The 24,914-nt window shown below is 71.6% G+C and carries 23 protein-coding genes and 1 pseudogene; 9 read left to right on the top strand and 15 right to left on the bottom strand.

Annotated elements, in window-relative coordinates:
* Positions 1–55 precede the first annotated feature (55 nt).
* Complete coding sequence (locus tag CLT74_RS10245) at positions 56–745, bottom strand: alpha/beta hydrolase (protein ID WP_099846337.1); 690 nt, start codon at positions 743–745, stop codon at positions 56–58.
* A gap of 206 nt (positions 746–951) precedes the next feature.
* Here CLT74_RS10245 and CLT74_RS10240 point away from each other — a divergent pair, with 206 nt between their 5' ends.
* From CLT74_RS10240 to hisC, 3 genes and pseudogenes are all read left to right on the top strand, one after another.
* Positions 952–1,368 (top strand): VOC family protein, encoded by a 417-nt coding sequence (locus tag CLT74_RS10240; RefSeq protein ID WP_486582212.1) that lies wholly within the window; start codon positions 952–954, stop codon positions 1,366–1,368.
* A 78-nt stretch (positions 1,369–1,446) separates the two neighbouring features.
* Positions 1,447–2,073, top strand: a pseudogene (locus CLT74_RS10235) (class I SAM-dependent methyltransferase); the annotation flags it as partial.
* Position 2,074: 1 nt separating this feature from the next.
* Positions 2,075–3,148 carry a histidinol-phosphate transaminase gene (gene hisC / locus CLT74_RS10230; protein WP_099846336.1) on the top strand — a complete coding sequence of 358 codons (1,074 nt, stop codon included), beginning with the start codon at positions 2,075–2,077 and terminating at the stop codon, positions 3,146–3,148.
* A gap of 62 nt (positions 3,149–3,210) precedes the next feature.
* Here hisC and CLT74_RS10225 read toward each other — a convergent pair whose 3' ends face one another.
* The 4 genes from CLT74_RS10225 to CLT74_RS10210 form a co-directional block, all read right to left on the bottom strand.
* Complete coding sequence (locus CLT74_RS10225) at positions 3,211–4,596, bottom strand: MBL fold metallo-hydrolase (RefSeq protein WP_099846335.1); 1,386 nt, start codon at positions 4,594–4,596, stop codon at positions 3,211–3,213.
* Positions 4,597–4,659: 63 nt separating this feature from the next.
* On the bottom strand, positions 4,660–5,076 hold the full coding sequence (locus tag CLT74_RS10220; protein WP_099846334.1) for a carbonic anhydrase: 417 nt from the start codon (positions 5,074–5,076) through the stop codon (positions 4,660–4,662).
* Positions 5,077–5,078: 2 nt separating this feature from the next.
* Positions 5,079–6,842: a sulfate permease gene (locus CLT74_RS10215; protein WP_099846333.1), complete on the bottom strand. Its 1,764-nt coding sequence runs from the start codon at positions 6,840–6,842 to the stop codon at positions 5,079–5,081.
* Positions 6,839–7,426, bottom strand: a complete 588-nt coding sequence (locus tag CLT74_RS10210) for a rhodanese-like domain-containing protein (protein ID WP_486582210.1) — start codon at positions 7,424–7,426, stop codon at positions 6,839–6,841. The genes CLT74_RS10215 and CLT74_RS10210 overlap by 4 nt, the downstream gene beginning before the upstream one ends.
* A gap of 165 nt (positions 7,427–7,591) precedes the next feature.
* On the opposite strand from CLT74_RS10210, the gene CLT74_RS10205 reads away from it, so the two are divergent.
* On the top strand, positions 7,592–7,858 hold the full coding sequence (locus CLT74_RS10205) for a metal-sensitive transcriptional regulator (RefSeq protein ID WP_099846331.1): 267 nt from the start codon (positions 7,592–7,594) through the stop codon (positions 7,856–7,858).
* A gap of 34 nt (positions 7,859–7,892) precedes the next feature.
* Here the strand turns inward: CLT74_RS10205 and CLT74_RS10200 are convergent, their stop codons facing one another.
* The 5 genes from CLT74_RS10200 to CLT74_RS10180 form a co-directional block, all read right to left on the bottom strand.
* Positions 7,893–8,819 (bottom strand): alpha/beta hydrolase, encoded by a 927-nt coding sequence (locus tag CLT74_RS10200; RefSeq protein WP_099846330.1) that lies wholly within the window; start codon positions 8,817–8,819, stop codon positions 7,893–7,895.
* Positions 8,820–8,894: 75 nt separating this feature from the next.
* Positions 8,895–9,518: a DUF6518 family protein gene (locus tag CLT74_RS10195; protein ID WP_099846329.1), complete on the bottom strand. Its 624-nt coding sequence runs from the start codon at positions 9,516–9,518 to the stop codon at positions 8,895–8,897.
* Between the two features lie 44 nt (positions 9,519–9,562).
* The gene (locus CLT74_RS10190; RefSeq protein WP_099846328.1) at positions 9,563–10,219 is read right to left on the bottom strand and encodes a response regulator transcription factor; all 657 of its coding nucleotides are present in this window, start codon (positions 10,217–10,219) and stop codon (positions 9,563–9,565) included.
* Positions 10,216–11,586, bottom strand: a complete 1,371-nt coding sequence (locus CLT74_RS10185; RefSeq protein ID WP_099846327.1) for a histidine kinase — start codon at positions 11,584–11,586, stop codon at positions 10,216–10,218. The genes CLT74_RS10190 and CLT74_RS10185 overlap by 4 nt, the downstream gene beginning before the upstream one ends.
* Positions 11,587–11,628: 42 nt before the next feature.
* Positions 11,629–13,725: a serine hydrolase gene (locus CLT74_RS10180; RefSeq protein WP_199172157.1), complete on the bottom strand. Its 2,097-nt coding sequence runs from the start codon at positions 13,723–13,725 to the stop codon at positions 11,629–11,631.
* 258 nt (positions 13,726–13,983) lie between these two features.
* Here CLT74_RS10180 and CLT74_RS10175 point away from each other — a divergent pair, with 258 nt between their 5' ends.
* Both CLT74_RS10175 and CLT74_RS10170 read left to right on the top strand, forming a co-directional pair.
* Entirely contained in the window at positions 13,984–14,643 is a 660-nt protein-coding gene (locus tag CLT74_RS10175) for a hypothetical protein (RefSeq protein WP_099846326.1), read from the top strand.
* A 59-nt stretch (positions 14,644–14,702) separates the two neighbouring features.
* On the top strand, positions 14,703–15,146 hold the full coding sequence (locus CLT74_RS10170) for a VOC family protein (protein ID WP_099846325.1): 444 nt from the start codon (positions 14,703–14,705) through the stop codon (positions 15,144–15,146).
* Here the strand turns inward: CLT74_RS10170 and CLT74_RS10165 are convergent.
* On the bottom strand, positions 15,124–15,516 hold the full coding sequence (locus CLT74_RS10165) for a metalloregulator ArsR/SmtB family transcription factor (protein ID WP_199172156.1): 393 nt from the start codon (positions 15,514–15,516) through the stop codon (positions 15,124–15,126). The genes CLT74_RS10170 and CLT74_RS10165 overlap by 23 nt on opposite strands.
* A 16-nt stretch (positions 15,517–15,532) precedes the next feature.
* Between CLT74_RS10165 and CLT74_RS10160 the strand changes: the two genes are divergently transcribed.
* Entirely contained in the window at positions 15,533–16,039 is a 507-nt protein-coding gene (locus CLT74_RS10160; RefSeq protein WP_486582208.1) for an SRPBCC family protein, read from the top strand.
* A gap of 10 nt (positions 16,040–16,049) precedes the next feature.
* Here the strand turns inward: CLT74_RS10160 and CLT74_RS10155 are convergent, their stop codons facing one another.
* A complete protein-coding gene (locus CLT74_RS10155; protein ID WP_099851683.1) occupies positions 16,050–17,258 on the bottom strand; it encodes a MalY/PatB family protein in 1,209 nt (402 codons plus the stop codon).
* Between the two features lie 181 nt (positions 17,259–17,439).
* Here CLT74_RS10155 and CLT74_RS10150 point away from each other — a divergent pair, with 181 nt between their 5' ends.
* On the top strand, positions 17,440–17,988 hold the full coding sequence (locus CLT74_RS10150) for a hypothetical protein (protein ID WP_099846322.1): 549 nt from the start codon (positions 17,440–17,442) through the stop codon (positions 17,986–17,988).
* A 44-nt stretch (positions 17,989–18,032) separates the two neighbouring features.
* On the opposite strand, the gene CLT74_RS10145 is transcribed toward CLT74_RS10150, so the two are convergent.
* The gene (locus tag CLT74_RS10145; protein WP_099846321.1) at positions 18,033–18,854 is read right to left on the bottom strand and encodes an HD domain-containing protein; all 822 of its coding nucleotides are present in this window, start codon (positions 18,852–18,854) and stop codon (positions 18,033–18,035) included.
* A gap of 230 nt (positions 18,855–19,084) precedes the next feature.
* On the opposite strand from CLT74_RS10145, the gene CLT74_RS10140 reads away from it, so the two are divergent.
* Entirely contained in the window at positions 19,085–20,092 is a 1,008-nt protein-coding gene (locus tag CLT74_RS10140) for a DUF559 domain-containing protein (RefSeq protein ID WP_099846320.1), read from the top strand.
* A gap of 219 nt (positions 20,093–20,311) precedes the next feature.
* On the opposite strand, the gene CLT74_RS10130 is transcribed toward CLT74_RS10140, so the two are convergent.
* Positions 20,312–23,113, bottom strand: a complete 2,802-nt coding sequence (locus tag CLT74_RS10130) for an AAA domain-containing protein (RefSeq protein ID WP_099846319.1) — start codon at positions 23,111–23,113, stop codon at positions 20,312–20,314.
* 175 nt (positions 23,114–23,288) lie between these two features.
* On the bottom strand, positions 23,289–24,860 hold the full coding sequence (locus CLT74_RS10125) for a pectate lyase family protein (protein ID WP_099846318.1): 1,572 nt from the start codon (positions 24,858–24,860) through the stop codon (positions 23,289–23,291).
* Positions 24,861–24,914: the final 54 nt, after the last annotated feature.

Here is a 24,914-nt window from a genome sequence, read left to right as displayed (position 1 = left end):
GTGGCGGGAGGTGCGGGGGCAGGAGGCCCTGCCGGTGGTGCCGGCGGGGCCTCGCTCATTCGGCGAGGAACGCGACGAGGGCTCTGAGGTACTCGGCCGGCATGGTCCCGTGAACCAGGTGCCCGGCGTTGATCGTCGTCATCCGGACGTCGGCCAGGCGGTGGGCGAGTTCGACGATGTGCCGCTGGGGCACCGGGCTCGTGGCTCCACCGGCGATGAGCAGCGTGGCTGCCGTGATCCGGCCGACGATGTCGGCCCAGCCTGGATCCGGATCGTCGAGCTGGGGCCTGATCTGCTCCACCATGTGCCAGTCGAACGGCAGCTCTCCCTCGGGACGGTCGGGAAGTCCCGGCGGTCGCGGGTGCGGGAACCCGATGTCCTCGAGCACGAGTTTGCGGACCTGTCGCTGCCGTGCTGCGGCCACCCGGCAGGCCACCAGGCCACCGAGGGAATGACCGACCAGATCCACCGGGCCGAGGTCCAACTGGTCCAGGATGCCGATGACGTCCTGTGAGAACAGATCCATGCGGTAGCTGCCGGGCCAGGCACTGTCACCATGGCCCCGCAGGTCGACGGCGTACACCGGGCGCTCACCGTGAAGGCCCGAGGCGATCACATCCCAGTCGGCTGCGGTCTTGCCGGTGGCGGGTAGCAGCACAACCGGGGGGTTGTGCTGGTCGGCGGCCCGCCAGACCCGCAGTGCGAAGCGCAGATCTCCGACCAGGACGTCCATCCGCTCAGGCACACCCCGAGCATCTCCGACCGTCGTCGGCGGACGCAAAGCGATCCGCTGTGGGCAGAAACCGTGCTGCCCACGGCAGGTCCGTCTCTCCGTGACCGACGGCGGGAAGACGCGGGTCACCGCGACGGTCCGTCCGTACCGGCAGCGGATGTGCCGGTTGACCTGAAGTGCGGTTCAGCATGGATCGTGGTCGGGGAACCGGAAGGAAGGTGCGATTTCAGTTGATCAACCCGACGGCGGCGATCCGCATCGCCCGACCCAGCAGGCACCTGGCGGACACCGAACGGTTCTACGTACACGGGCTGGGGTTGCACGTGCTCTACCGGGCGACCGCCGCGTCCTCCGACGAGCATGACCTGGTCATGCTCGGCTGGCCGGAAGCCCCGTGGCACCTCGAGCTCGTCGGCGGGTCGAACCTTGACGCCTTCCCGTCGCCGACGGCCGAGGACCTGCTCGTGCTGTACCTGGCCACACCGGTCGACGAGGCCATGATCATCAGGCTGGAGGCGGCCGGCGGCCGGCAGATCACCCAGAGCGCGTACTGGGACCGGTGGGGGGTGACGGTGCAGGATCCGGATGGCTACCGACTCGTGTTGTCGAGCCGTGCCTGGTCCAACGCCACCTGAGCCAATGGTCTGGTCGGCAGTTCGACCGTGCCGCCGGCCAGGTCGATGCCGTCGAGCAGGCGGGCTATCGTGCGGCGCATGAGTGTGCCCGGTTGGCTCGACGACACCAGGACCTCCTACGACACGGTGGCGGTCAGCTACGCCGATCTGCTGCGTGACGCGCTGGCCGGCGAGCCGTTCCAGCGGGGCATCCTGGCGCTCTTCGCCGAACTGGTCCGTGCCCAGGGCCCCGGACCGGTCGCCGACATCGGCTGCGGTCCCGGCCGGCTCACCGCCCACCTGCACAGCGTCGGCTTGAACGCGTTCGGCATCGACCTGTCGCCGGAGATGATCGACGTGGCCCGACGGGATCACCCCGGTCTGCGTTTCGAGGTAGGCACCATGACCGGCCTCGACCTGGCCGACGACCACCTGACCGGCCTGCTCGCCTGGTTCTCCCTGATCCACGTTCCCGACGACGAGATACCGACAGTCCTTGCCGAGTTCCGCCGGGTGCTGCGGCCCGGCGGGGTCCTGCTGCTCGGATTCCACGCCGGTGACGGCAGCGAGCTCAAGACCCAGGGCTACGGCGGGCACCCGATGAACGTGTACGTGCACCGCCGCCCGCCGGAGGCCCTGCCCCCGCACCGACGAGATCGGCCCCGGTGGGCGGTACCCTGCGCCTACCGGGGCGGACCCGGCCCGGCCGGAGAGGATCGCGCAGCTCGTGGACGACATTGTTTCGTTGGTCAGGCCCGAGATCTACGCGATGCGGCCGTACAGTTCGGCGCGGGTCGAGGCCGAGCAGGCCGCCCGGATCCATCTCGACGCGAACGAGAACCCCTATCCGCCGTACCCGGGCGGGGCCGAACAGGAGGGCCTCAACCGGTATCCGGAACCGCAACCGCCGTCGCTGCTGCGCCGGTTCTCCGAGATCTACGGGTTGCCGGTGGCGCAGCTCTTCCTGTCGCGCGGCGCGGACGAGGCCATCGACCTGCTGGTCCGGGCGTTCTGCGCGGCCGGCCGGGACGGCATCCTGAGCACACCGCCGACGTTCGTCATGTACGAGACGGCCGCGGCCATCCAGGGCGCCTCGGTGACCGAGGTGCCGCTGCTGGCCGGGTCCTACCAGCTCGACACCGAGGCGATGCTCGCCGCCTGCGACGCCGACCCGGGGATCAAGCTCGTCTTCGTCTGCTCACCGAACAACCCGACCGCCAACCTGATGGACCGGGCGGCCGTACTGCGCCTCGCCGGGCGGCTGCGCGGCCGGGCGATGGTGGTGGTGGACGAGCTCTACCTGGACTACTCGGGTCGGCCGTCCCTCGCCTGTGACATCGCCGATCATCCCAATCTCGTCGTGGTGCGTTCGCTGTCCAAGGAGTACAGCCTGGCCGGTGAGCGCTGCGGCATCACGCTGGCGCATCCGGAGGTGGTAGGCGTGCTCCGTCGCATCATGCCGCCGTACCCCCTCACCGTCACCGCGATCCGTGCGATCGGCGCGGCGGTCTCGCCCGCGGGCCTCGCCTACGGGCGGCGCAACATCGACCGCATCGTCGCCGAACGGGACCGGGTGCGGCACGCCTTGGCGCAGCTGCCCACCGTGATCGAGGTGCTCCCCTCGGATGCCAACTTCCTGCTGTTTCGTACCGGGGATCCGCAGCGGCTGTGCGCCGGGCTGGCCGGGCAGGGCATCAGGTTGCGGGACCGCAGCGGAGTGGTCGACGGCGGCGTCCGGCTGTCGATCGGCACCCCCGAGGAGAACGACGAGCTGCTCCGGGCCCTCACGCTCCACAGCTGAGGGTCGGGCAGGCCGGCCGGTGGGGTGACCGCCGCAGCGGCTGGCCACCCCACCGGCGAGGCTCAGGCCGCTGTGGGGTGCCGCAGCGCCTGCCAGGCGCCGTAGCCACCGAGCAGGTCGGCGACGTCGGTACGGCCGGCCGCCCGCAACAGGCTGGCCGCGACGGAGGAGCGGTAGCCGCCGGCGCAGTGCACGATGACGGGCTTGTCGTCGGGCACCTCGTCGAGTCGCCGGGGCAGTTCGGCAAGCGGAATGTGCAGCGAGCCGTCGATGGCGCCGTTGTCGCGTTCCCCGGCGTTGCGCACGTCGAGGACGCGCGGCGGCTCGGCCCGGTCCAGGGCGTCGCGCAGCTCGGTGGCGGTGACCCGACGGGCCGGGGTCAGCTCGGTGACCATCTCGAGGAACGCGTCCTCGGGCTCGGACAGGTACCCGGCGACGTGGTCGAAGCCGATCCGGGCGAGGCGGGTGACGACCTCCTCCTCGCGGCCCTGGTGAGCGACGACGAGGATGCTGCGCTCGGGCGCGACGACGCTGCCGGCGGTCTCGGCGAAACGGCCGTCGGCCGGGATGTTGATCGCACCGCGGAGGTGTCCGGCGGCGTACTCGTGCGGGTCGCGGGTGTCGACCACGACGGCGCCGTCGGCCCGGGCGGCGAGGAACTCGGCGGGCGTCAGCGGTCGGGCCGGGCGTGCGTGGTCGAACAGCGCGCGGGCCTTGCGGTTGAGCACCGCGTCGAAGGCGAAGTATCCCGGTGCCGCCGGCTGACCGCCGGTGACCAGGGCGACGAACTGTTCCTCGCTCATCGGCGCGCAGGCGTAGTTGGTGCGGCGCTGCTCGCCGATCGTGGACTGTCGCTCGGTCGACAGGTTCTTACCGCAGGCCGAGCCCGCGCCGTGGGCCGGGAAGACCCGTACCGCATCGGGCAGGGCCATCAGCTTGCGGTGCACGCTGTGGTAGAGCATGCTGCCGAGTTCGTCGGCGGTCACGCCGAACGAGGCGAGCAGGTCGGGCCGGCCCACGTCGCCGATGAACAGCGCGTCACCGGTCAACACCCCGTACGGGACGGTGTCGTCGGCGTGCTCGTACACCAGCACGCTCACCGACTCCGGGGTGTGGCCGGGGGTTTCCATGATCTGCAGGGTCACCTGGCCGAGGCTGATCCGGTCGCCGTCGCTCAGCTTGCGGATCGGGTACTCGGTCTCGGCGCGCCGGCCGTAGCCGATCCAGGCGCCGGTCGCCGCGGCCACCTCGAGGTGGCCGGCGAGGAAGTCGGCGTGGAAGTGGGTGTTGATGACGCCCTCGATGGTCAGCCCACGGGCCTGGGCGTCGGTGAGGTACTCGTCGATGTCGCGGCGCGGGTCGACCAGGATCGCCCGGCCGGTGGTGTCGTCGGCGATCAGGTACGCCGCCTGGGACAGGCAGTCCAGGTAGTACTGGGTGAACAGCACGGTCAGCCTCCTTGGCTGGGTTCGATTCCTATGTACCCCTGGGGGTATGTGTCGGGCAGAGTTTCACGATCCGGTGGCGGGCGGGGTCACCTCCGCGACGAGTTCGGGTTCCCAGCACCGGTGGCCGCAGTGACCCGCGTGCACGGCGAGGATGCGGGTGTCCGGCAGGCGGGCGGCCAACCGGGACAGGCCGGTACGCAGGTGGCGATGATGCTCGGCCACGCTCACCGGGTTTCCGGCGCAGTCGGAGTGCCCGGCGACGACAAGGGTCGCGCTGCCGTGGGCGCGCTGGGAGATCCGCACCTTGTCCAGCAGGGCGTCCAGTCCGGCCTCGCCGGTGGTGGCCAGCACCGCCTCCGGCCCGGGCTCGGTGATGGTGTCGAGGTAGTCGACGTCGAGATGCCGTCTCACCCACTCGTCGAGGGGGCGCTGGACGCGGCCGTCGATACAGCTCAGCAACGTGGCGAACCGGTCGGGCACGGCTAGAACACCTCCTGTGGTGACGACGGCCGCGCGGGCGTGCCGGCCACCGGCTGCGCCACCCCGGCGCCGGTGGCCGCCAGCGCGGCGGTGAGGTCGGCGTGCACCTGGCCGTCCCCGTGCATCGGCTGCCACACGCCGGCCCGGCCGAGCAGGTCGCGCACCGGCCCACGGACCGTCGCCAGGTGCAGCGTCACGCCGCGGGCCGCGAGACGCTGGCGCAGCTCGGCGACGGCGTGGGCGCCGTCGGCATCGGTGTCGCTCATGGCGCTCGCGTCGAGCACGAGTGCCGTCAGTTCCGGCCGCTGCTCGGCCAGGCTGAGCAGCCGGTCCTCCAGGAACTGGGCGTTGGCGAAGTACAGCGGTCCGTCCACCCGGACGATCGCGACCCGGGGGTCGGTGACGAGGCCGGTGTAGCGCGCCACGTTGCGGTACGTCTGCGTGCCCGGCACCCGGCCGAGTTCGGCCAGGTGCGGCCGGGCGGAGCGCCACAGGAACACCGCCAGGCCGAAGGCCACGCCGGCGGCGAGACCTGGCTCGACCCCGAACAGCAGGGTGACCACGAAGGTGAGGGCGAGGGTCAGGCCGTCCGAGCGGCGGGTCCGCCACGCGGTCACCGCCGACCGGCGGTCGACAAGCCCGAGCACCGCCACCACCACGATGGCGGCGAGCACCGCCTTGGGCAGATGGTGGAAGGCCGGCGTCAGGAACACCGCGGTCAGAGCCACCATCAGGGCGGTGACCACGCTGGCCACGGGCGTGCGTGCCCCGGCGGAGAAGTTCACCGCACTGCGGGAGAAGCCCCCGGCCACGGGGAACGCCTGGAACAGCCCGGCCGCGACGTTTGCCGTACCGACAGCCGCGAGTTCCTGGTTGGGGCTGATCTGCTGGCGGCTGCGCGCCGCGAGGGACTTGGCCACGGCGATGCCCTCCATGTAGGCGACAAGTGCGATCGCCACGGCCGCCGGCAGCAACGCCGCCACGTCCGAGCCGCCGAGCGCGGGGACGGCCGGCGCGGGCAGCCCGCCGGGGACCTCGGTGAGGATCCGTACGCCCTGGGTGCCGAGGGAGAACCCGGCGCTGACCACTGTGACGCCCGCCACCACGAGCAGGGCGCCTGGCAGTTTCGGCAGGTAGCGGCGCAGCAGCAGCAGGCCGGCGACGCTCGTCAGGGAGACCAGGACCGTCAGCGGGTGGACTGTGGTGACCGACCGCCAGATCGACGCGGCGATCTCCGGGAACGTCTCCGCGCGCCCGGCGTCGAGTCCGAGCAGGTCCTTCACCTGGCTGGCCGCGATGACGATCGCGGCGGCGGAGGTGAAACCGGACAGCACCGAGTGGGACATGAAGTTGACAAGCGCGCCGAGCCGGAGCACCCCCATCAGCACCTGGATCGCGCCGACCAGCAGCGCGAGCAGGCCGGCGAGGGCCGCGTACCGGGCGGGGTCACCGTGGGCCAGGGGAGCCAGCGCGGTGCCGGTCATCAACGCGGTGATGGCCACCGGCCCGACGGCCAGCGATCCGGAGCTGCCCAGCAACGCGTAGACAAGCAGCGGCACGACCGAGGCGTAGAGCCCGGTGACCGGGGGCATGCCGGCCAGCGCGGCGTAGGCCATGCTCTGCGGGACCAGCATGACCGCCACGGTCACCCCGGCGATCAGGTCGTGGCGCAGCGTACGGCGGTCGTAGTGGCGCAACCACCCGAGCAGGGGCACCACCCGGGCCGGGCCGGAGCGGTCCTGCCGGACGTACTCCGTAGCGTTCATGCCTGCTGCCGCTCGTTGCGCAGCCGGGCGAGGGACTGGTCCACGTCACAACCGGCGCCGCGGTTGTAGGGCAGCCGGGACAGCATCGCGCCCATCGCGCAGGTGTCGGTAAGCGCCGCGAAGGTCAGGCCGGCGCCGATGAAGCCGGCCACGAACCGGGCGGCGGGCACCCAGATGCTCGCCACGACGGCGAGCAGGACGAGACCGCCGGCGACGAGCCGGACCTGACGTTCCAGGCTCCACCGCTGCCGGCCGCGCTCGACCGGTCCGCCCGCGGCGACCCAGGCGTTCATGCCACCGGTGATGACCGTGGCGTCGGTCAGGCCGGCGCCGGCCAGTCGGGCGCAGGCCGCGGTGGCCCGGCCGCCGGACTGACACATCAGCAGGATCCGGCCGCCCGCGTCGTTGACGATCCGACCCAGGTGCGCGTCGACCTGGTCGAGCGGCAGGTTGATCGAGGCGGGCACGTGTGCGGTCTCGAACTCGCCAGGAGTACGCACGTCGACGATCAGCACGTCGGGGTTGTTGGCGATCAGGGCTCGTGCGGTAGGCACGTCGATGGTCGGCGAACTGCTGGCGGTCACGGAACACTCCATCCTGAGTTTCGGCGGCATACCCCGGGGGGTATCTGGTTCCGAGTATTGACCAGGGATCGGAGAATCGCAAACGGCCGCCTGTGGTGCTCTCGACCACCGGTCGGGAAATACCCCCGGGTGTACTGTTGTTCGACGAGGCGGAAGGGGTGGGGGATGCAGGTCGACGAGGACGCGGTAGGTGACGTGGTCAAGCGGCTGCGCCGGGCCGAGGGTCAGATTCGCGGTGTCATCGGCATGCTCGAGGACGGCCGGGACTGCGCCGAGGTGGTGACCCAACTGGCGGCGGTATCGCGCGCGTTGGACCGGGCCGGATTCAAGATCATCGCGAGCGGGCTGGAACAGTGCGTCAGCGGCTCCGCCGGGGAGGACCGCAAGGCCAACCTCGAACAGATGGAGAAGCTCTTCCTGTCCCTCGCCTGAGTGCCGCCGTCAATCAACCGCGTTCCCCGGCGGGTCAGACCCGCGCCAGGATCCAGCCGGCGAGGGTCTCCAGGTAGCCGTCGGCGAAGGTGCCGTCGGGGCGGAGCAGTCGATGATCGGCACCCGGGAAGACCTGCACGGTGAGCGTCGCCCTCGGGTCCCGGTCAGGATGACGGGCCGCGCCGCCGAACAGTCGGACGCTGTCCGCGACCGGCACGATCCGGTCGGCACCGCCGAACGCCGCCAGGAGTGGGCAGCGCAGCCGCACCAGGTCGGGAACCGGGTCGTGGTCCTGCTTGCGTTTCATGAACTCCCACAGCCGCTCGTCCACGTCATGCCAGTACGCGGGAAATCCGGCGGGCAGCTCGGCGCGTACGATCCGGGTCGCCTCGGCGAAGCTGGCGTCGCGTCGCCCGGCCGACACGAGCCGCTCGTGCAGCGCCATGACCCGGTCGATGTCCGCCTCCGCGACGCTGGTGGAGCGCAGCAGATTGGTGAGCGCGTAGCGGTCCTGCACCGCCGGGGACATCCCCGGACAACCGGTCGTGACCACGAACGCCGCATCGGGCACCAGCGCCGCGGCCGCTCGTAGCGCGACCCACCCACCCTCGCTGTGGCCGTAGATGCCCACGGCCCGCCCCTCGATGGCGGGCTGGGCCCGGAGGAAGCGGACGGCCGCGTCCGCGTCGGCCGCCAGGTCGTCGATCGTCGAGTCGATCCAGTCCCCGGACGAGGCCCCGACGCCGCGTTTGTCGTACGACAGGACCGCGATGCCGGCATCGTGCAGGTGCTGACGGATCGGTGGGAAAAGCACGTCGTTGTGCCGGTCGGCCGGCCCGGAGCCACCGATCATGACGATGCCGGGCCAGCGTCCGGTTTGGGCGGGCGCGCTCAGGGTGCCCGCCAGCCGCACGTCACGGTTGGGGAACGTCACCTCGTGGGTTCTGGTACGAACACCCATGGGACGCAGTGTGGTGGGAGCCGTCAATGCCGGCCGCCCTCGCCCGGGCGGCCGGCGCCGGTCCGCCTCGGTGGGTCAGCGGAAGCCGGCCAGCAGGAATGCCGCCAGCCCCGCGAGCGCCAGCGGTAACGCCGCGACCAGCGCCAGCGCGCGTTGCCGGTTCGTACGCCCGGCCAGGGCGAGGACCAGCAGGCCGAGCGCGATCCTGATCAGGGCGTCCCAGATCGGATCGTCGCCGTAGCTGGGCTCGCCGATCCGGCGGATCTCCAGGCCCGCCTCGGCGAACAGCACGGCTGCCGGCAGGGCGGGGCCGACCACCTGTCGCCAGCCTGGTTCGCGCGTCCACACCCCGGCGATGCCGAAGAGCACCCCGGCGAGAATACCGAAGCACATCCAGAGCAGGGACGTCGGTGCCCACAGCACCGCCCAGTCGTCGCCCTGCACCAGCGCCGCCGTGACGTAGTAGCTGGGTACCGCGATCACCAGCCCGACGGCGGCGCCGATCGCCGCGCGCAGCCGGCCCCTCCGGACCCAACAGCCGAAGCAGAAGGCGGCAACCGCCCACACCGCACTGGAGTTGCCCAGGTTGCCGACGGGATACGGCAGGTATTTGATCCAGAGGAAGTCGACAGAGCCGAGCAGCACGCCACCCAGGACGGCGGCGAGCGCCACGTGTCGGTTGCCGGGTTCCGATCGCATGGCAGGCGAGCATACTGGGTATGCAGACGGCGGTGCGCCGGGGGTCAACGCGGCGCGACGCCGTTGCGATAGGCCCAGACGACAGTCTGGAGCCGGTCCCGTACGCCGATCTTCGCCATGACGCGGCCGAGATGCGACTTGACCGTGCTGGTCTCGATGAACAGCTCGTCGGCGATCTCGACGTTCGACAACCCTCGGGCGAGCAGGCCGATGATCTCGACCTCCCGCGCGGTGAGCTGATGTGCCACTGCGGCATCGGTCGCCGGTGCCGGTGTGCGGCGGGCGAACTCGGCTATCACACGTCGGGTGACCGCCTGGTCGACCAGCCCCTGCCCCTCGGCGAGGCGCCGGACCGCCTCGATCAGCTCCTCCGGCTCACAGTCCTTGAGGATGAAACCGCTGGCACCGGACTCCAGTGCGCCGAAGACGTACTCGTCGAGGTCGAAGGTGGTGACCACCAGCACGGCCGGCGGCGACCCGACGGCCTCGGTGACGATCCGGCGGGTCGCGGTGAGCCCGTCGCCACCGGGCATGCGTACGTCCATGCAGATGACCTCCGGGCGGAGCCGGCGGGCCAGCTCGACGGCCGATGACCCGCTCGACGCCTCACCCACCACCTCGATGTCGCCGGCCTGTTCGAGAATGACGCGGAAGCCGGCCCGCACGACCGACTGGTCGTCGACGAGCATCACTGTGATCATCTCTGGTGGTCTCCGTTCACGGTCGCCGTCGTCCCGGTGGCGCGGGCATCGTCTCCGGTCGTCGGCACCGTCACCGCGACCGACCATCCGCCGGTCGCCGTCGGGCCGGCGACGAACTGCGCGCCGATCAGGTGTGCCCGCTCGCGCATACCCACCAGACCGACCCCGCCGGTGTCCGCGGATCTGGGCTCGGCCCGCCCGGTCGGCCGGTCGTTGCGCACCTCAAGGGAGACCTTGCGGGGCAGGAAGCGCAGCTCCACGCGGACCGGCGCGCCCGGGGCGTGCTGGCGGGCGTTGGAGAGGGACTCCTGGACGATCCGGAACAGCGCGACGTCGGCGATCGGCGGCACGTCCCGGTGCTGCCCCTCCCGGACGAACTCGACAGGGCTGCCGAGCTGTCGGGCGTCGCGTACGAGATCGTCGAGCATGGCCAACCCGGGCACCGGAGCGTGGCCGTCGCTGTCTCCCGGGCGACCGCGCAGCACCCCCACCACGAGCCGAAGATTGTCGAGGGTCTCCTTGCCCTGGGACCGGATCCAGCTCACCGCGGCCTTCGCCGCCGACGGGTCAGGATCGATCAACCGCTCGGCCGCCGCCGCCTGCACCACCATGCCGGACAGGTGATGGGCGGCGACGTCGTGCAACTCCCGCGCCATCCGGGCACGTTCCGCGCCGATCGCGGCGCGCACCGTGGCCTGCTGGGCCCGCACCGCCTCGTCCGCCCGGACCCGCACCAGGTGCAGGTAGCGCCGGTAGGTGGCCACGTAGCTGCCGAGGAGGACCAGAGCGACGTAGACCAACGCGCTGGTGGCCAGGTGTCCGACGGTCGTGGCGAGCGGTCCTGGGCCTGGCCCACCGACGACGAAGTCGGCCGCGTCGGCAGCCCGCATCGCCACCGCCACACCAAACGTCTCCACCGCCACGGCCGCCCCGGCAGCCAGCAGCGCGGTGCGCACCGGCAGCACCACGCCGACTGTGTACGCCGCGACGAACGGCGCGATGCCGCGGATCGTCGCCTCCGGCACCGAGAGGACGATGACCGGCACCTGGACACTGACCACGAGCGCGAGGCAGAGCAGTGGCCGGACCCGACGCAGGCACAGCAGCATCGCCTGCCCGGTGCACAGGGCGATGACCGACCAGACCCGCGCCGGGCCGAAGGTGAGCCCCTCCGCCGGTGCCACGAACCGGAACAACAACGTCATGACCAGGAACGTCAGGACGGTGAGCAACGCCGCCAGCAGGCAGTCCCGGGCGAATCGGCCGGTCACCCCGGCCCGGGTCAGTCGCTCGTCGAACCACCTGGTCAGCCGGGGTGGGCCCGGGACGCCGACGGCGTCCGGGACGGTGCCGCTGTGGTCGGACATGCGATGGCCATCCTCGCTCCGGGGCGTTCCGGTTCGTGTCGGTCAGTAGGAGATGCTAGGGGCCAGCAACATGAACTCGACGGCGAACCAACCCGTGCCGGCCAGCGCGAGCAGCACCGCGACGCTGCCGGCGATCCGGTGCCAGCCGGTCCGGCGGCGGAGGTCGTCGACCAGCCGGACGGCGGCCGGCAGCACACCGAGCAGGCCGATCAGCTGCATCACCTGCACCACGCGCAGGCTCGCCTCGGGCACATCCCGCAGGCCCATGATGCTGACCACGCTCACCGTCCAGCCGGCGAGGGCGAGCAGCGCACCGGCCACGGCGACCCGGGTGAGGACCCGGGCGGTCCGGCCGGCCCGATCCCGCGGTGCCCGGCCGAGGCGGCGGCGGACGACGGCCCGTACCGGCCAGGAGAGAACCACGAGCAGCAGCACGACCGTGGACGTGGCGAGCACCGTCAAGACAAGTGCCGAGTCGCGTTCGGCCGGCACCGGCAGCAGCGCGAACGCGGAGTCGAAGCTGATCGCCTCCACCCGACCGTCGGCCACCCGCATCGCCACGGTGCGCTGCCCGCCGACCTCACGCCACACCCACGGCGAGACCTCCTCGTACACCGCGGGGGTGTCGGACAGCGGCGCGGGCTCGAACAGCAACCGGTCGCCGTCGGTGACGCTGACAGTGGTACGTCCGACCAGACCGATCACGGTCAGAAAGTTGCTCTGTACCGTCCGCGAACTCTCGTACGTCCCGGCGGCCAGTTGGGCGTGCTCGGCCGAGGCGGCCGCGTCGACACCCGCCGCCGGTTGCGGGCGTCCGGCCGGTTGCGTGCCCTCGGCCGGCTGCGTGCCCTCGCCCGGCTGCGTGCCCTCGCCCGGCTGGGTGGGCGCGGCCGGGAAGTAGCGGTCGGCGAAGCCGTTCAGCACGGCCTGCCGGAGTTCGTGGCTGTCCAGCGCGCTCTCGCCGGTGCTGTTCAGTGAGAGGTAGATGCCGGTCCGGTCGTCGGGATAGAGCTGGAGGTGGGAGTGGAAGTACAGGGTGTCCCCGCCGTGCCCGAGGATGCGGTGCCCGTTGCGGTTCTCCTCGAAGTAGCCGAGCGTCATCCGAGGGCCGTCGGCGAGGGTGCCCAGCGACGTCGCGTCGAGCGCCGGCCGCTGCATCAGCTCCCGCGTGGCTGCGTCGAGCAGCGGGGCCTCACCCACTCGCTCGCCCAGTTGGGCGAGCATGAACCGGGCCATGTCCGTCGCCGGGGCGCTGAGCGCGCCGGCCGGGGGAGTACCGACGATCTCGAACGGCGCGGCGGGCACGCCGACACGTTCGTACCCGTTGGACATCCGGTCGCGCAGGTGGGCCGGCAGCGGCTGTTCGAAGCTGGACGAGGTCATGCCGGCGCGGGCCAGAATGTTGCCGGAGACGTACTCCTCGAAGCGGGTGCCGCTGGCCCGCTGCACGATGTAGCCGGCCAGCGCGTTGCCGTAGTTGGAATAGGCCGGCACCGTGCCCGGCTCGTAGATCTGCTCCGGCGGGTCGTTGGTCAGGGCGGCCCGCAGGTCGACGTCGGTGTCGGTGGTACCGATCAGGCCGGCGATCCGCTCCTCGAATCCGGCGGTGTGGGTCAGCAGGTGCCGCAGCGTGACAGCCTGCGGAAAGCGGCGCGGCACGGTGAAGTCGAGGTACTCGGCGACGTCGGTGTCCAGGTCGAGCGTGCGGTCCTGCACGAGTTGCAGCACCGCGGTGGCGGTGACCAGCTTGGACACCGATCCCACCCGGAACAGGTGCCGGTCGGGGTCGACAGGCACCGCGTCCGTACCGTCGTCGCCGGTGTCGGCGTGTCCGTAGCCCCGGGCGGTGAGGATCTCGCCGTCCCGGACCACGGCGACGCTCGCTCCCGCGACGCCGGTGCGGGCCAGCGCGGCCGGTAGCAGCCCGTCGAGCCAGGTGTCGACGTTCGCGCCGGTAAGCGCGGCCGGGTCGGCCGGCGCGGTCGGCGCGGGGGCGGGTGGTGCCGGGTCGGTCTGCGACGTGCCGCACCCCGCCACCGTCGCGGCCACGGCGACCGCCGTGGCCAGGGCCGCGCCGATTCGTACGCGACGCGACAGGTGTCGGGGTGAGCGGGGTCGGGTCACGGTCTCGTGGGTCACGGTCCGCTGCCACCTTCCGGGCCGCTCGGGTGTCCGGAGAGGTTCCGTACGACGTCACCCGGGGCCTGGTGCCAGCCTGCGCGAGGGCCGTCGGCACGACATCTGGCGCAGGACGGCATTCGACTTACGACCTGAGTAGCAACCCGGACGCCGCCGCATACCTGCGCCGCCTCCCGGGTACGTCGATCAAGGAGGACGGCCGTGGGGGCGCGGTATGCCGACCAGAGGGACCGGCGCGGCCGGGATGAGGAGCGAGAAATGTCGATGCGAAACTGGTTCGCCGGAGCGGGGCTGGTGGCCCTGGCCGTCGGGGCCGCAGGCTGCGGTGGAACGAGTGCGACAGACGAGGTCTCCGCATCACCGACGGCCACCGGGACGCCGATCACCGACGTGACCGCCACCGGGGCACCCACGCCCACGGCCTCGGCGCCGGCCAGCCCGTCGTCGACCGCTACCCCGCCGGTGTTGTCCGGCACCCGCCAGATCACCATCACCCGGGTCGACGGGTTCGAAGCGGGACTGTCGTTGACCGATGACGACCGCCTCGCCGAGGTGGACGACGACAGCGGCCGGCAGTTGTTCGTGCCGACCCCGCTGACCGGGCAGAACTTCTTGATCAAGTCGTACCGTGGGGCCGGTGGTGGTCCCGGAACCGGGGAGCCGGTCTGCTGGCAGGCGCTCAACCGGGGCGGCGGTCGGCCGCTCGTGGTGGAGGGTGCCGCCTGCCGGGAGGACGAGCCCCGGCAGCAGTTCACCATCGCCGCCGCCGACGCGGACGAGGGCTTCCTGATCAGCAACAACTCGGCCTACCTGCGGAACTCGCAGAACTCCGGGCTGATCCTGGAGGAGTTGGGCGACGCGCCACCGACGAGCAGCTTCCGGTTCAACGACAACGGGCCGGCACCCGACCGAAAGTGATCACCCCGCGCGGGGTCCCCGCGTCGCCATGATTCCCCAGTTGTCGGAGGTGACCCGGCGTGGTTGAGCGAGAGAACACACCAAGGCTGTGTCAGGTGGTGCTCGACTGCACCGACGCCAGGTCGCTCGCGGAGTTCTACAGGTCGTTGCTGGGCCTGGTCTACCGGCCCGGCGACGAACCACCCGAGCCCGGGCAGGCCGACGAACGCGGCACCGACTGGCTCGTGCTGAGAACGCCGGAAGGCAGCCCGCAACTCGCCTTCCAGCAGGTCGACCAGCTGCCGCGACCGACCTGGCCGGAGGGTCGGGTGCCCCAGCAGCTGCATCTCGACCTGAGTGTGACCTCCACCGAGCAACTGGTGGCGCAGCACGAGCGGGTACTCGCCCTCGGCGGTCGCCTGCTGGCCGACCGACTGACCGGCCCCGACGAGCCGTTCCGGGTGTACGCCGACCCGGAGGGGCACCCGTTCTGCCTCTTCGTCACCGGCGCGGTCGCGGGCTGACGTCGGCGGTGTCGCGACGAGCGCCTTCCAGGTCGCTCTTGAGCGATGCCAGCATCCCCACGGCGGCGCTGGCGTAGTCGCCGATCCACCGGTCGTGGATGTGCTTGATCGGTAGCGGGTCGAGGTGGTTCCACCGCTCGCGGCCCTTGCGCTGGGCGATGACCAGCCCGGCCGCCTCCAGCACCCGTAGGTGCTGCATTACCGTGCAGCGGTCCAGTTGCGGGAACCGTTCGCAGAGATCACCTGTGGTGCGTGGCTGGTCCTTGAGCGCGTCGAGGAGTTGCCGCCGGGTGGACGACGCCAGCGCCTTGAAGACGCGGTCCTCGTCGACCGGATCCCGGCCGGAACGTCCCCCACGACCACTCGACATGTTATAAAGATACAACATGTCGACGACGCGAGAGGGGTCTGCCGTGGACCTGCGGTTCAAGATCGCCGGGCGGATCAGCCGTCCGGTGCACGAGGTGTTCGAAGCGGTGGCCGACCCCGACCAGCTCTCCCGGTACTTCACCACCGGGGGTGCGAAGGGCCGACTGGTCACCGGTGCCACCGTCAGCTGGGATTTCGCCGACTTCCCCGGAGCGTTCCCGGTGGAGGTGGTCGAGGTGGTGCAGGACCGGCGGATCGTGCTGCGCTGGGAGGCGGCCGACGGTGCCCAGTCCACCACCGACGAGCCGGTCGCCGGGGCGTCCTACTCCACCACCGTCACCATGGAGTTCGAGGCCCTCGGTGCGGATCGGACCCTGGTCACCATCGCCGAGCACGGGTGGCGGCCCACCGCCGAGGGTCAGGAAGCCTCGTACGGCAACTGCCAGGGCTGGACCCAGATGCTCTGCTGCCTGAAGGCGTGGCTGGAACACGGCATCAACCTGCGCGCCGGGTTCTTCGCCTGACCCGTCCGCGCTAGCCGGCCGTCCCGTGGTGCTCGGTGACGGCGTGGCCCATCCGGGTCACCGCCTCGGTCAGGATCTCCGGGGAGGTGGCGAAGTTGAGCCGTACGAAGCCGGAACCGCCGGTGCCGAAGGCGTGCCCGGAGCTGAGGGCGACCCGCGCCCGGTCGAGGAACAGCGCCGCCGGCCCGGCGATGTCGGTCACCACGGCGGGCTCCTCGCCGACCGGTCCGCTGTCGATGCCGAGCGCGGTGCAGTCCAGCCAGGCGAGGTAGGTGCCCTCGGGCCGGCGGTACCGAATGGTCGGTGCGTGCCGCGCCAGCAGCGTCCCCAGCAGCTCGCGGTTCTCGTCGAGGCCGTCCAGCAGACCGTCCAGCCAGTCACCGCCGTCGCGGAAGGCGGCGGTGTGCGCGATGACGCCCAGATGGCTCGGCCCGTGGCCGACCTCCTCCGGCATCCGTCGCAGGTCCGCCACCGCGTGCCGGCCCGCCACCACGAGCGCCGACTTCAACCCGGCCAGGTTCCACGCCTTCGACGCGGACAGCACGGCGAACGCGTCCTCCGCGCCGGGCACCGTGAGGTACGGCGTGAACCGTGCCCCGGGCAGCACCAGCGGGGCGTGGATCTCGTCGGACACCACCCGTACCCCGTGGCGGCCGGCGAGGTCGGCGAGCGCGTCGAGTTCGTCCCGGCGGTGGACGACACCTGTCGGGTTGTGCGGGTTGCACAGCAGGAAGACCGCCCGCCGGCCGCCCGCACGCGCCCGCCGGAACGCCTCGTCCAACGCCGACAGGTCCATCCGCCGGTCCGCGCCGAGCGGCACCTCGACCACCCGCCGGTCGGCGTGACTGACGAAGGCGTAGAACGGTGGGTACACGGGTGAGCAGAACACGACAGCGTCGCCCGGCCCGGTGAGCAGCCGGAGCACCTCGACGATGCCGAGCATCACGTCCGGCACCACCGTGACGCGGTCGACCGGCAGGTCGGACCAGTTCCACCGGCGGGCCGCGAAGTCACCGAGCGCCTCGGCGTACGCCGTCCCGTAGGGGTACCCGGTGTCGCCGCGTCCGACCGCGTCGTGCAGCGCCTCGGCGACGGGCGGGGCCAACGGCACGTCCATCTCGGCGACCCACAGGGGCAGCACGTCATCGGCGTACTGGCGCCACTTGACGCTGGTCCGCTGCCGCAGCTCGGCCAGGGACAGCTGGGTCAGCGGGTTCATGGTCGTCACCGCCGATCAGAGCTTGCGGAGCATGGGCGCAAGCGTCGCGGTGAGATCGGGATCCGGGCTGGCCATGCCGGGCTCCTAACGGAGGAGGGCCTAGATCACCGCATCGTACCCATCGCGGATCCACTGTCGACGGGTGGACGATGGCTGCCGACGGCTGCCACGCTGTGCGGCCATGGACAGTCTCGCTGCGCAGCTACCGGCACTACTCGGTGTGCTGGTCGGCACCATCGGCACGATCGTCGCCACGTCGCTGGCCGACAGGTCACGGTGGCGACGCAACCAGACGGTGCGCTGGGACGAGCGCCGGCTCGACGCGTACGCCGAATTCGCTCGTGCCCTGAAGGAGGCGCACACCATCGCCAGCCGGCTGATCGGCGGCCACGTCGACCGGGACACGGCCCTCGCCGCGCTCGCCGAGGCCGACTTCCGGCACACCCTGGCCTGGGAGAACACCCTGCTGCTCGGCGACGCGCCGACGGTGGCGGCGGCTCGGGCGTGGCGGGACAGTGTCTGGGAGGTCGAGCGGCTGGCCCGGGACGGGCAGGCCGATGCCGACCGGGCCACGTTGCTGCACCGGGCCAACGAGGCACGCGACGGGTTCTACCGTGCCGCCCGTGGCGGACTCGGGGTCGGCGGCGGTTCGGTGGCCCAGGCCGAACTCCTGGTGAGCCGGCTCAACCTGCCAACCGCCTCACCCACCGGTGCCCCGGCCGAGCGGTGACCGCCGACCGGCGTCCGGCGGGTTGATCGGTGTGGGGCGGCTGCTCAAGCGGGGTGGGCGGGCTGGTCGAGTATGGCGCTGAAGCGTTGCTCGGCCAGGTCGAGCTGGTCCAGGATGTGTCGCTTGACCGGCTCCGACAGGGGAGTGTCGGCACGGGTGACGAGGTCGCGGTACACCGGCACCAACGGGCGGTACTTGCGGGCCGACGACTCGACCTTCGGGCCGACGGAATGGATCACCCCGACGCCGTTGTCGGTGAAGTCGGAGACCTTGATGACCCGCGCCCAGGGCTCCCGTTCGAGACTGGCCGCAACATGCTCCCGGTACTGCTCGTACCGGTCCCGTCCGGGATCCCAGGTCGGGTTGGTGACCGCCGCGACCAGCCGCGCCACCCGCGCCCCGAACCGCTCGGCGAGCACCCCCAACGCCGCGTCAGTCAGGTCCTCGCCCAGCTGCCCACCGCTGTTCAGCGGCCCACCAGTGCTCGGCTGCCCACCGCTGCTCGGCCCCGCACCGTTGCCCGGCCCCGCACCACTGCTCAGCTCCCCGTCGTCGACCAGCTCGGCGGGATGGTCCTCGACCGCGTCGTGCAGCAGTCCGGCGACGATCACGTCGACGTCGCGTACCTGGTAGTGGTGCATCATCCGGATCGCCACCCGGAGCAGGTGATTGACGTACGGCTCCCGGGACCGCCGGTCATCGCGATGCAGCCACCCGGCCAGTTCCAACGCCTCGTCGAGCCGTAGCCGCTCGGCGGCCCCGAACCCCTCGACCTCCAGCCGGAACCGTTCCCGCAGCCCGGCCTCGCCGTGCATCTCGGTGATCGCGTGCATCGGCATCGTGGCCAGATACGGCGGCAACTCCATCCGTCCCTTATATCGGACCACCCCCACCTTCCGCCGGAACGCCATCTCCCGATCGGTGGCAGTTTCGGTACTCGACACGCCGACCACCGAGCACCTTTACCGCCACACATCGAGACGGGCCCGTAGCAGGTTTGGGTGGGGTGTGGTGGGTTTCCACAGTGGGGTGGTTGTCCACAGGTGGTGTCGAGTGGGGTGGTGGAACGGGGGGTTGAGGCGGCACGGTCGACGGCGTGAACGGGGTGCTTCGGGAACTGGTGGCGCGGGGCGGCGGTCTGGTGACCCGGACGGCCGTCGAGCAGGTGGTGCCCCGATGGATTCTCCAGAAGGCGTGTGGGGCCGGCGATCTGGTGCGGGTGCTGCCGGGGGTGTTCGTGTCGACGCAGTTGCTGGCCCACGGCCCGCGGGACGCTCCCGCGCTCGAACGGCTCGACCCGACCATGGCACGCCGTGCGGTGTTCGCCTGGGCGCGGGGCCGGGCGGCGTTCAGCCATCTCACCGCGCTCGACATGTGGGGCCTACGCCGGCAGGCGGACGGTGAGCCGCTGCACCTGAGCGTGCCGATCAACAGTGGCCTGCGCGGCCAACCCGGTGCGCGAGTGCACCGACGGCGGGACTTCGCCCTCGAACCGCCGCACGTGGTGGTACGCCAGGGACGTCCGGTGACCCGCGTCGAGCAGACCCTCGTCGACTGCTGGCCGGTGCTGCCACTCGCCGACCGGCGGGCACCTGTCATCAAGGCCGTCAACGATCGCCTCACCACACCGGAGCGGCTGGCGTCGGCCCTGCGGGGCGCGTCGAAGCTGCCCGACCTGTCGACGTTGCGCACCTTGCTGACCCGACTGGCCGAGGGCTGCCGCAGCCCGCTGGAAATCTGGGGGCACGAGCACGTCTTCATCGGCCCGGGCATGCCGGCGTTCCACCGCCAGACGCGAGTCGTGATCGGGCGGCGCACCATGTATCTCGACCTCTTCGCCGAGCAGGAACGGGTGAACATCGAACTCGACGGGTCGACGACCCACGGTGACCCCCGTCAGCGCGAGATCGACCTTCGGCGGGACGCGCTGCTGGCGACCGCCGGCATTCTGGTGGTCCGCTTCGCCCACCGCCGCCTGATTCACGAGCCCGCCGACGTACGCCGGGAAACCCTGGCCATCCTCGCGACCCGCCGGCCCCGCCGCCTCCCCGAACCAGCCGCTGCGTTGTCGGGCACCCTGCGGGGGCCAGGCAGCTGGACGTGAAGTTTCCGCTTGGCGGTGGCGCTGCCGCGCCTGTCGGTCCGGAGCAGGTCGCCGGGACCGGGGCATATGTGGCCTATGCAAGGCTCGAAGCCCTGCGGGTGATTCGGCGGCAGCAGGGGTGTCTTCGTCACCGATCCGAAGTCCTGGATGCGGGAGCCCTGACATCACAGTTTCCCGAAACCCGACCCTTGGGGTAGCGGGTACCTCAAGCGCGGCTGCTCAGGAGCCGGTCGGCGTTGGCTGTCGTTGGGTGCCGTCGGCGTGGATGCGGGTGGCGAGGTCGAGGGCGGCGCGGATCGGGTCGTCGGACCAGCGGCTGGCGAACGCGTCGTACAGTCGCCAGCCGGCCCGGGTGAGGGTGCGTTGCCGTTCGATGTGCGCGGCCACGCCGTCCGGGTGCACGCCGCACACCAGGCCGATCGGGGCTTTGTCGCTGACGCACAGGTCGACCCGCCAACGGCCGACGGGATAGCCGGGCCGCACGGGCAGCCCGATCCGCGTCAGCTCGACAGCGAGGGCGCTCGCCCACGGGTCTACCGCAGCGGGTGACGTTCCGGTGGCGTCCAGCGGTTGTCCGGCGTACCGGAGATAGTCGCCGACGATGCCTTCCGGGGCCTGGAGCGACGTGACCACGGTGAGCTGTTTCCTGGCCCGGGTGACCAGGACGTTGAACAGGTTCGGCTCGGCGACGAACCGGTGCCGGGCCGGTGGGTCGTCGTCGACCAGCCCGAGCGTGACGATCACCACGTCCGCCTCGCTGCCCTGGAAGGCGTGCACTGTGCCGCTGCGCAGGCCGATCCGTTCGATCTCGTCGACGTCGTACGCCGACAGCAGCGCCGTCTCCACCGCGTCGGCCTGGGCGCGGAACGGGCTGATCACGGCGACGCCGCCCGGCGGTGGTTGGGCCGCGAGGGTGGCGACCAGGTCCAGCACTGTCGCCACTTCGGCCTGGTTGACGCCGTCGACGACGGCCGCACCGGCGACTCGCACCACGTCGATGGCGTCGGTCCGTTCGTTGCCCGGGTGCCGGGTGACGAGTTCCAGCCGGTCGTCGTAGAACCGGCGGGCGGAGAATCCGATCAGGTGCGGCGCGCAGCGGTGGTGCTCACCGAGCCAGGTGACGGGTGCGGCGCCGGCCGCCACGTCGAAGGCGCTCGCCCGGCGTACGTCGAGCCGGTCGGTGAAGCGTTCCAGGCCGTGCCGGTGCAGCGTCGCGGTCACGTCCGCGTCGGAGACGAAGGAGACGAACCGCAGTTGCCGTGGATCGCCGGCGACAAGTGCCCGGCGGGCCCGGGCCAGCACCGGGGCGGCCCGCAACTGGTCGATGTGCGCCGCCTCGTCGAGCACCACCAGATCGAACATGCCGGCGGCCGGTGGCAGCAGATCCTCGACGTCGGCCACGGTGCCCACCCACAGGGGCAGCGCCCGCACGAGCGCCTCGGCGTCCAGGGTGGCGAGCAGTTCGCGGCGGCGGTTGCGTCCGGCCCGCAGGGCGGTGCCCAGGCCGCTGGCGGCGCGTCGGGCGGCTCCGGTCCACCGTCGTGCGCTGGCGGTCTGGTTCCGCAACGCCGTGCCGACCGTCTCGGCGAGCGCCACGTCCGCCTCGGTCAGCGCCCGCCAGGCGGCGGCCAGGTCCGTGCCGCCGTGCGACGAGAGCCGGGCGGCTGCGCGTACGGCCTGCGCCGCGTCCACAGCCGCCCGCACCTGGGGTACGGGTACGCCGGTGGCGGCTCCGGTGAGCCGGTGCAGGCGGTGCGTGGCTCGGGACCGACGCCACCGGGACCACCAGCCGTCGCCGTTGCGGCTCGCCTCGTGCAGGGCGGCGCGGATCGCGCCGAGGTCGGCGTCCGGCTCGAACACCGCCGGGGCGTCGTGACTCAGGGCGGGCAGCAGCGGCTGCCAGTCGGGAAGTGTGGCGGCGAGCCGTTCCTGCTCCAGCGCGGCGGCGATGCCGGCTCGGGCACCGGCGACCCGGTCCCGGGCGGCGGACACGGTGGTGCTGTCGTGGCGCAGTTGTGCGTCGTCGACACCGACGGCGACGCCACCGGCGAGTTCGGTGGCGATGGCCCCGCGTCGTTCGGCGTCGCCGAAGAGCACAGGTGGTGGTCCCGGATGCCGGCGCAGCAGTTCCCCCAGCACCTCGGCGGCGTGGGTCGACTGGGTCGCCACCAGTACCGATCCGCCGCGCGCCACGGTGTCCAGCGCGGCGGCGACCAGGGCGTGACTCTTGCCGTTGCCCGGTGCGCCGGAGACCACCACCACGGGTGCCGTCCTGGTCCGTCGGATCACGTCGCGCTGCGCGGCGTTCAGCGGCAGCGGTGACAGCACGTCGTCGGCGTCGGTGGCATCGTCGGCGATCGGATCCTGCGTCGGGCCGTCGGTGCCGAGGTAGAGCCGGTTCAGCGCGGTGTCCGCCAGTCCGGGTCGGCCCGCCCAGCTCAACAGGGTGTCGCGGAGGCGACCGGCGAACACGTCGCGGGTCACGAAGATCGCTGCTGCGGCGACCCCGGTGACATCGTCGTCGATGCCGCGCGGTGGCCGCGACTGGACCGTCGTCACCTTCAGGCCGGCGGCCTCGGCCGCCGCGCTGATCCAGGCGGTGGTGCCGGGCGCGGTAAGCCAGCCGGGGCCGGCCAGCCCAGGTGCCTCCTCCAGCCGGGCGGCGAGTTCCCGGTCCTCGATGAGGCGGGTCAGTTCGAGGTCACCGGCCGGCACGACCCGGTAACCGCGCCGGCCGCGTTGCAGGCGTACCGGCTGCGCCAGCAGCGGCAGTCGGATCCGTCGCCGCGTGCCGTCCAGGTCGGCCGTGCCGACGAGGAAGGCCAACCCGAGGCGGAGGACCCGTTCGTCGCGGTGCAGGGCGTCCAGCGCGGCGAGCCGGTCCAGTCGTGCGCCGCGCGGCCCCCGGTGCGGTTCCGGCAGCCAGACCAGGGGCCGGCCGGTTCCGGCCACGTCGAGGATCCGCTCGGCACCGGCCGGGGCCAGGTCGGCGAGCGCGGTGAGGATGGTCGCCGCGTGCATCGCCCGCAGATTCTGCCGTACGCGATCACGCCCGTGCTCCGGTCGGTGGCCACGGCCGGGCACCGACGCCCGGGGCCATCCCGCGGCGGCCTCCGGCCAGGTCGTGCATCGGGGCGGAGGGAACAGTGGTGGGAGCCGTCGGGTGTCGACGGCTCCCACCGTGTCGGTGCAGGTGCTAGCTGGCGTACGTTTCGAATTCGGCGACCCTCGGCGTGCCGGTCGAGCTGGTGATGTCGAAGGTGACCTTGCGCATCGACGTCCTGGTGAAGCTGATGACGCCCGCGCCGGTGCCGGAGGCCAGTACCGCGCCGGTGTCGTGGTTGAGTACCCGCCAGTTGCGGATGTTGCCGACGGAGCCGGACGCCTCACGGATGTTGATCCGCGACACCGCGGTGGCGGAATCCCACTTGATCGAGATCTGGCCGGTGGCTCCGCTCGGTGACCAGGCGGTGTTCATGTTGCCGTCGCGCACGTCGCCGTAGCTGGTGCCGCTGGCCTTGCTGGAGCCGTCGGAGCCGGCGCCGATGCTCAGGTTGGTGCCGCTGGGCTGGCTCGGCGTCGGCGTCGGGTTGCTGGTCGGTGGCGGGGTGGTGGTGGTCGGGCCCGGGGTCGGGCTGGTCGGCCCGGCGGTCGGGCTCTGCGGCGTGCAGTTGCCGTTCGAGGTACGGATGCCCTTGTTCGCACCGGCGGTCTGGCTGACGATGCTCGGCACGCAACTGGCCGCGTCGAGGCGGAACGAGTACGGGATGCTGACGCTCGTGTTGGAGGTCGGGTTGGGGCCGGCCGGGTTGGTGTCGCCGCTGCGGCTGGACCAGGTCACGTTGTCGAAGATGTTGCCGCTGACCTGCCAGTAGCCGGCCTGGTCGGTGTAGAAGGTGCCGAGTACGTCCTTGGCGTTCTGGAAGTAGTTGTTGTCCACCTTGGCACGTGCGCCGGCCCGGGAGTTGATGCCGGACTCGTTGAGTCGTACGTAGTGGTTGTTGTAGATGTGGGCGATGCCGCCACGCAGCAGCGGCGCCCGGGAGTCGATGTTCTCGTACAGGTTGTGGTGGAACGTGACGTAGCCGTTGGACAGGTCGCTCTCGCTGGACCCGATCAGGCCACCCCGGCCGGAGTTGCGCAGGATGCTGTAGGACAGCGTCACGTACTGGGTGTTGTTCTTCATGTCGAACAGCCCGTCGAAGCCCTCCGACTCGCCGCCGGACGCCTCCAGGGTGACGTGGTCGACCCAGACGTTGCGGACGTTGGCCTCCATGCCGATGGCGTCGCCGCCGTTGGAGGTGGGCGAGCCCGACTTCTTGACGTTCCGCACCGTCACGTTCTGGATGATGATGTTGCTGGCCTCGCGGATGTGGATGCCGATCTGGTCGAAGACGGCCCCGTTGCCGACGCCGAGGATCGTGACGTTGCTGATCTGCTTGAGTTCGATCACGTCGGCGGCGGTGTTGCAGCTCGAACCGGAGACCTTTGTGGTGTTGCCGTGGTTGATGGTCCCCTCGACCTGGATGATGATCGGGGTGCTGCTGCTGGCCCGGTTGCACAGGGCCGCGTGGATCTGGGTTCCGCTGGTGGCGCGTACGGTCTGCCCGCCCGAGCCGCCGGTGGTGCCACCGTTGCCTGTCGCGAAGCCGGTGGCGCTGCCGACCGCGGCCGACGCCTGTGGCGTCGTCAGGGCCACGCAGACCGCGGCGCCCGTGGCGGTGACGGCCAGTCCCGCGAGGAGTCGGAGTGCGACGTGTCGTCTCATCCTCGTCTCACCTTCCTTGTTGATGGTGGTGGTGGAGTGCGGAGGGCCCCTTCC

It is taken from the genome of Verrucosispora sp. CNZ293, from assembly GCF_002754655.1.
The sequence above is the reverse complement of the archived record's forward strand: the minus strand, read 5'-3'. Positions and strand labels throughout refer to the sequence as shown.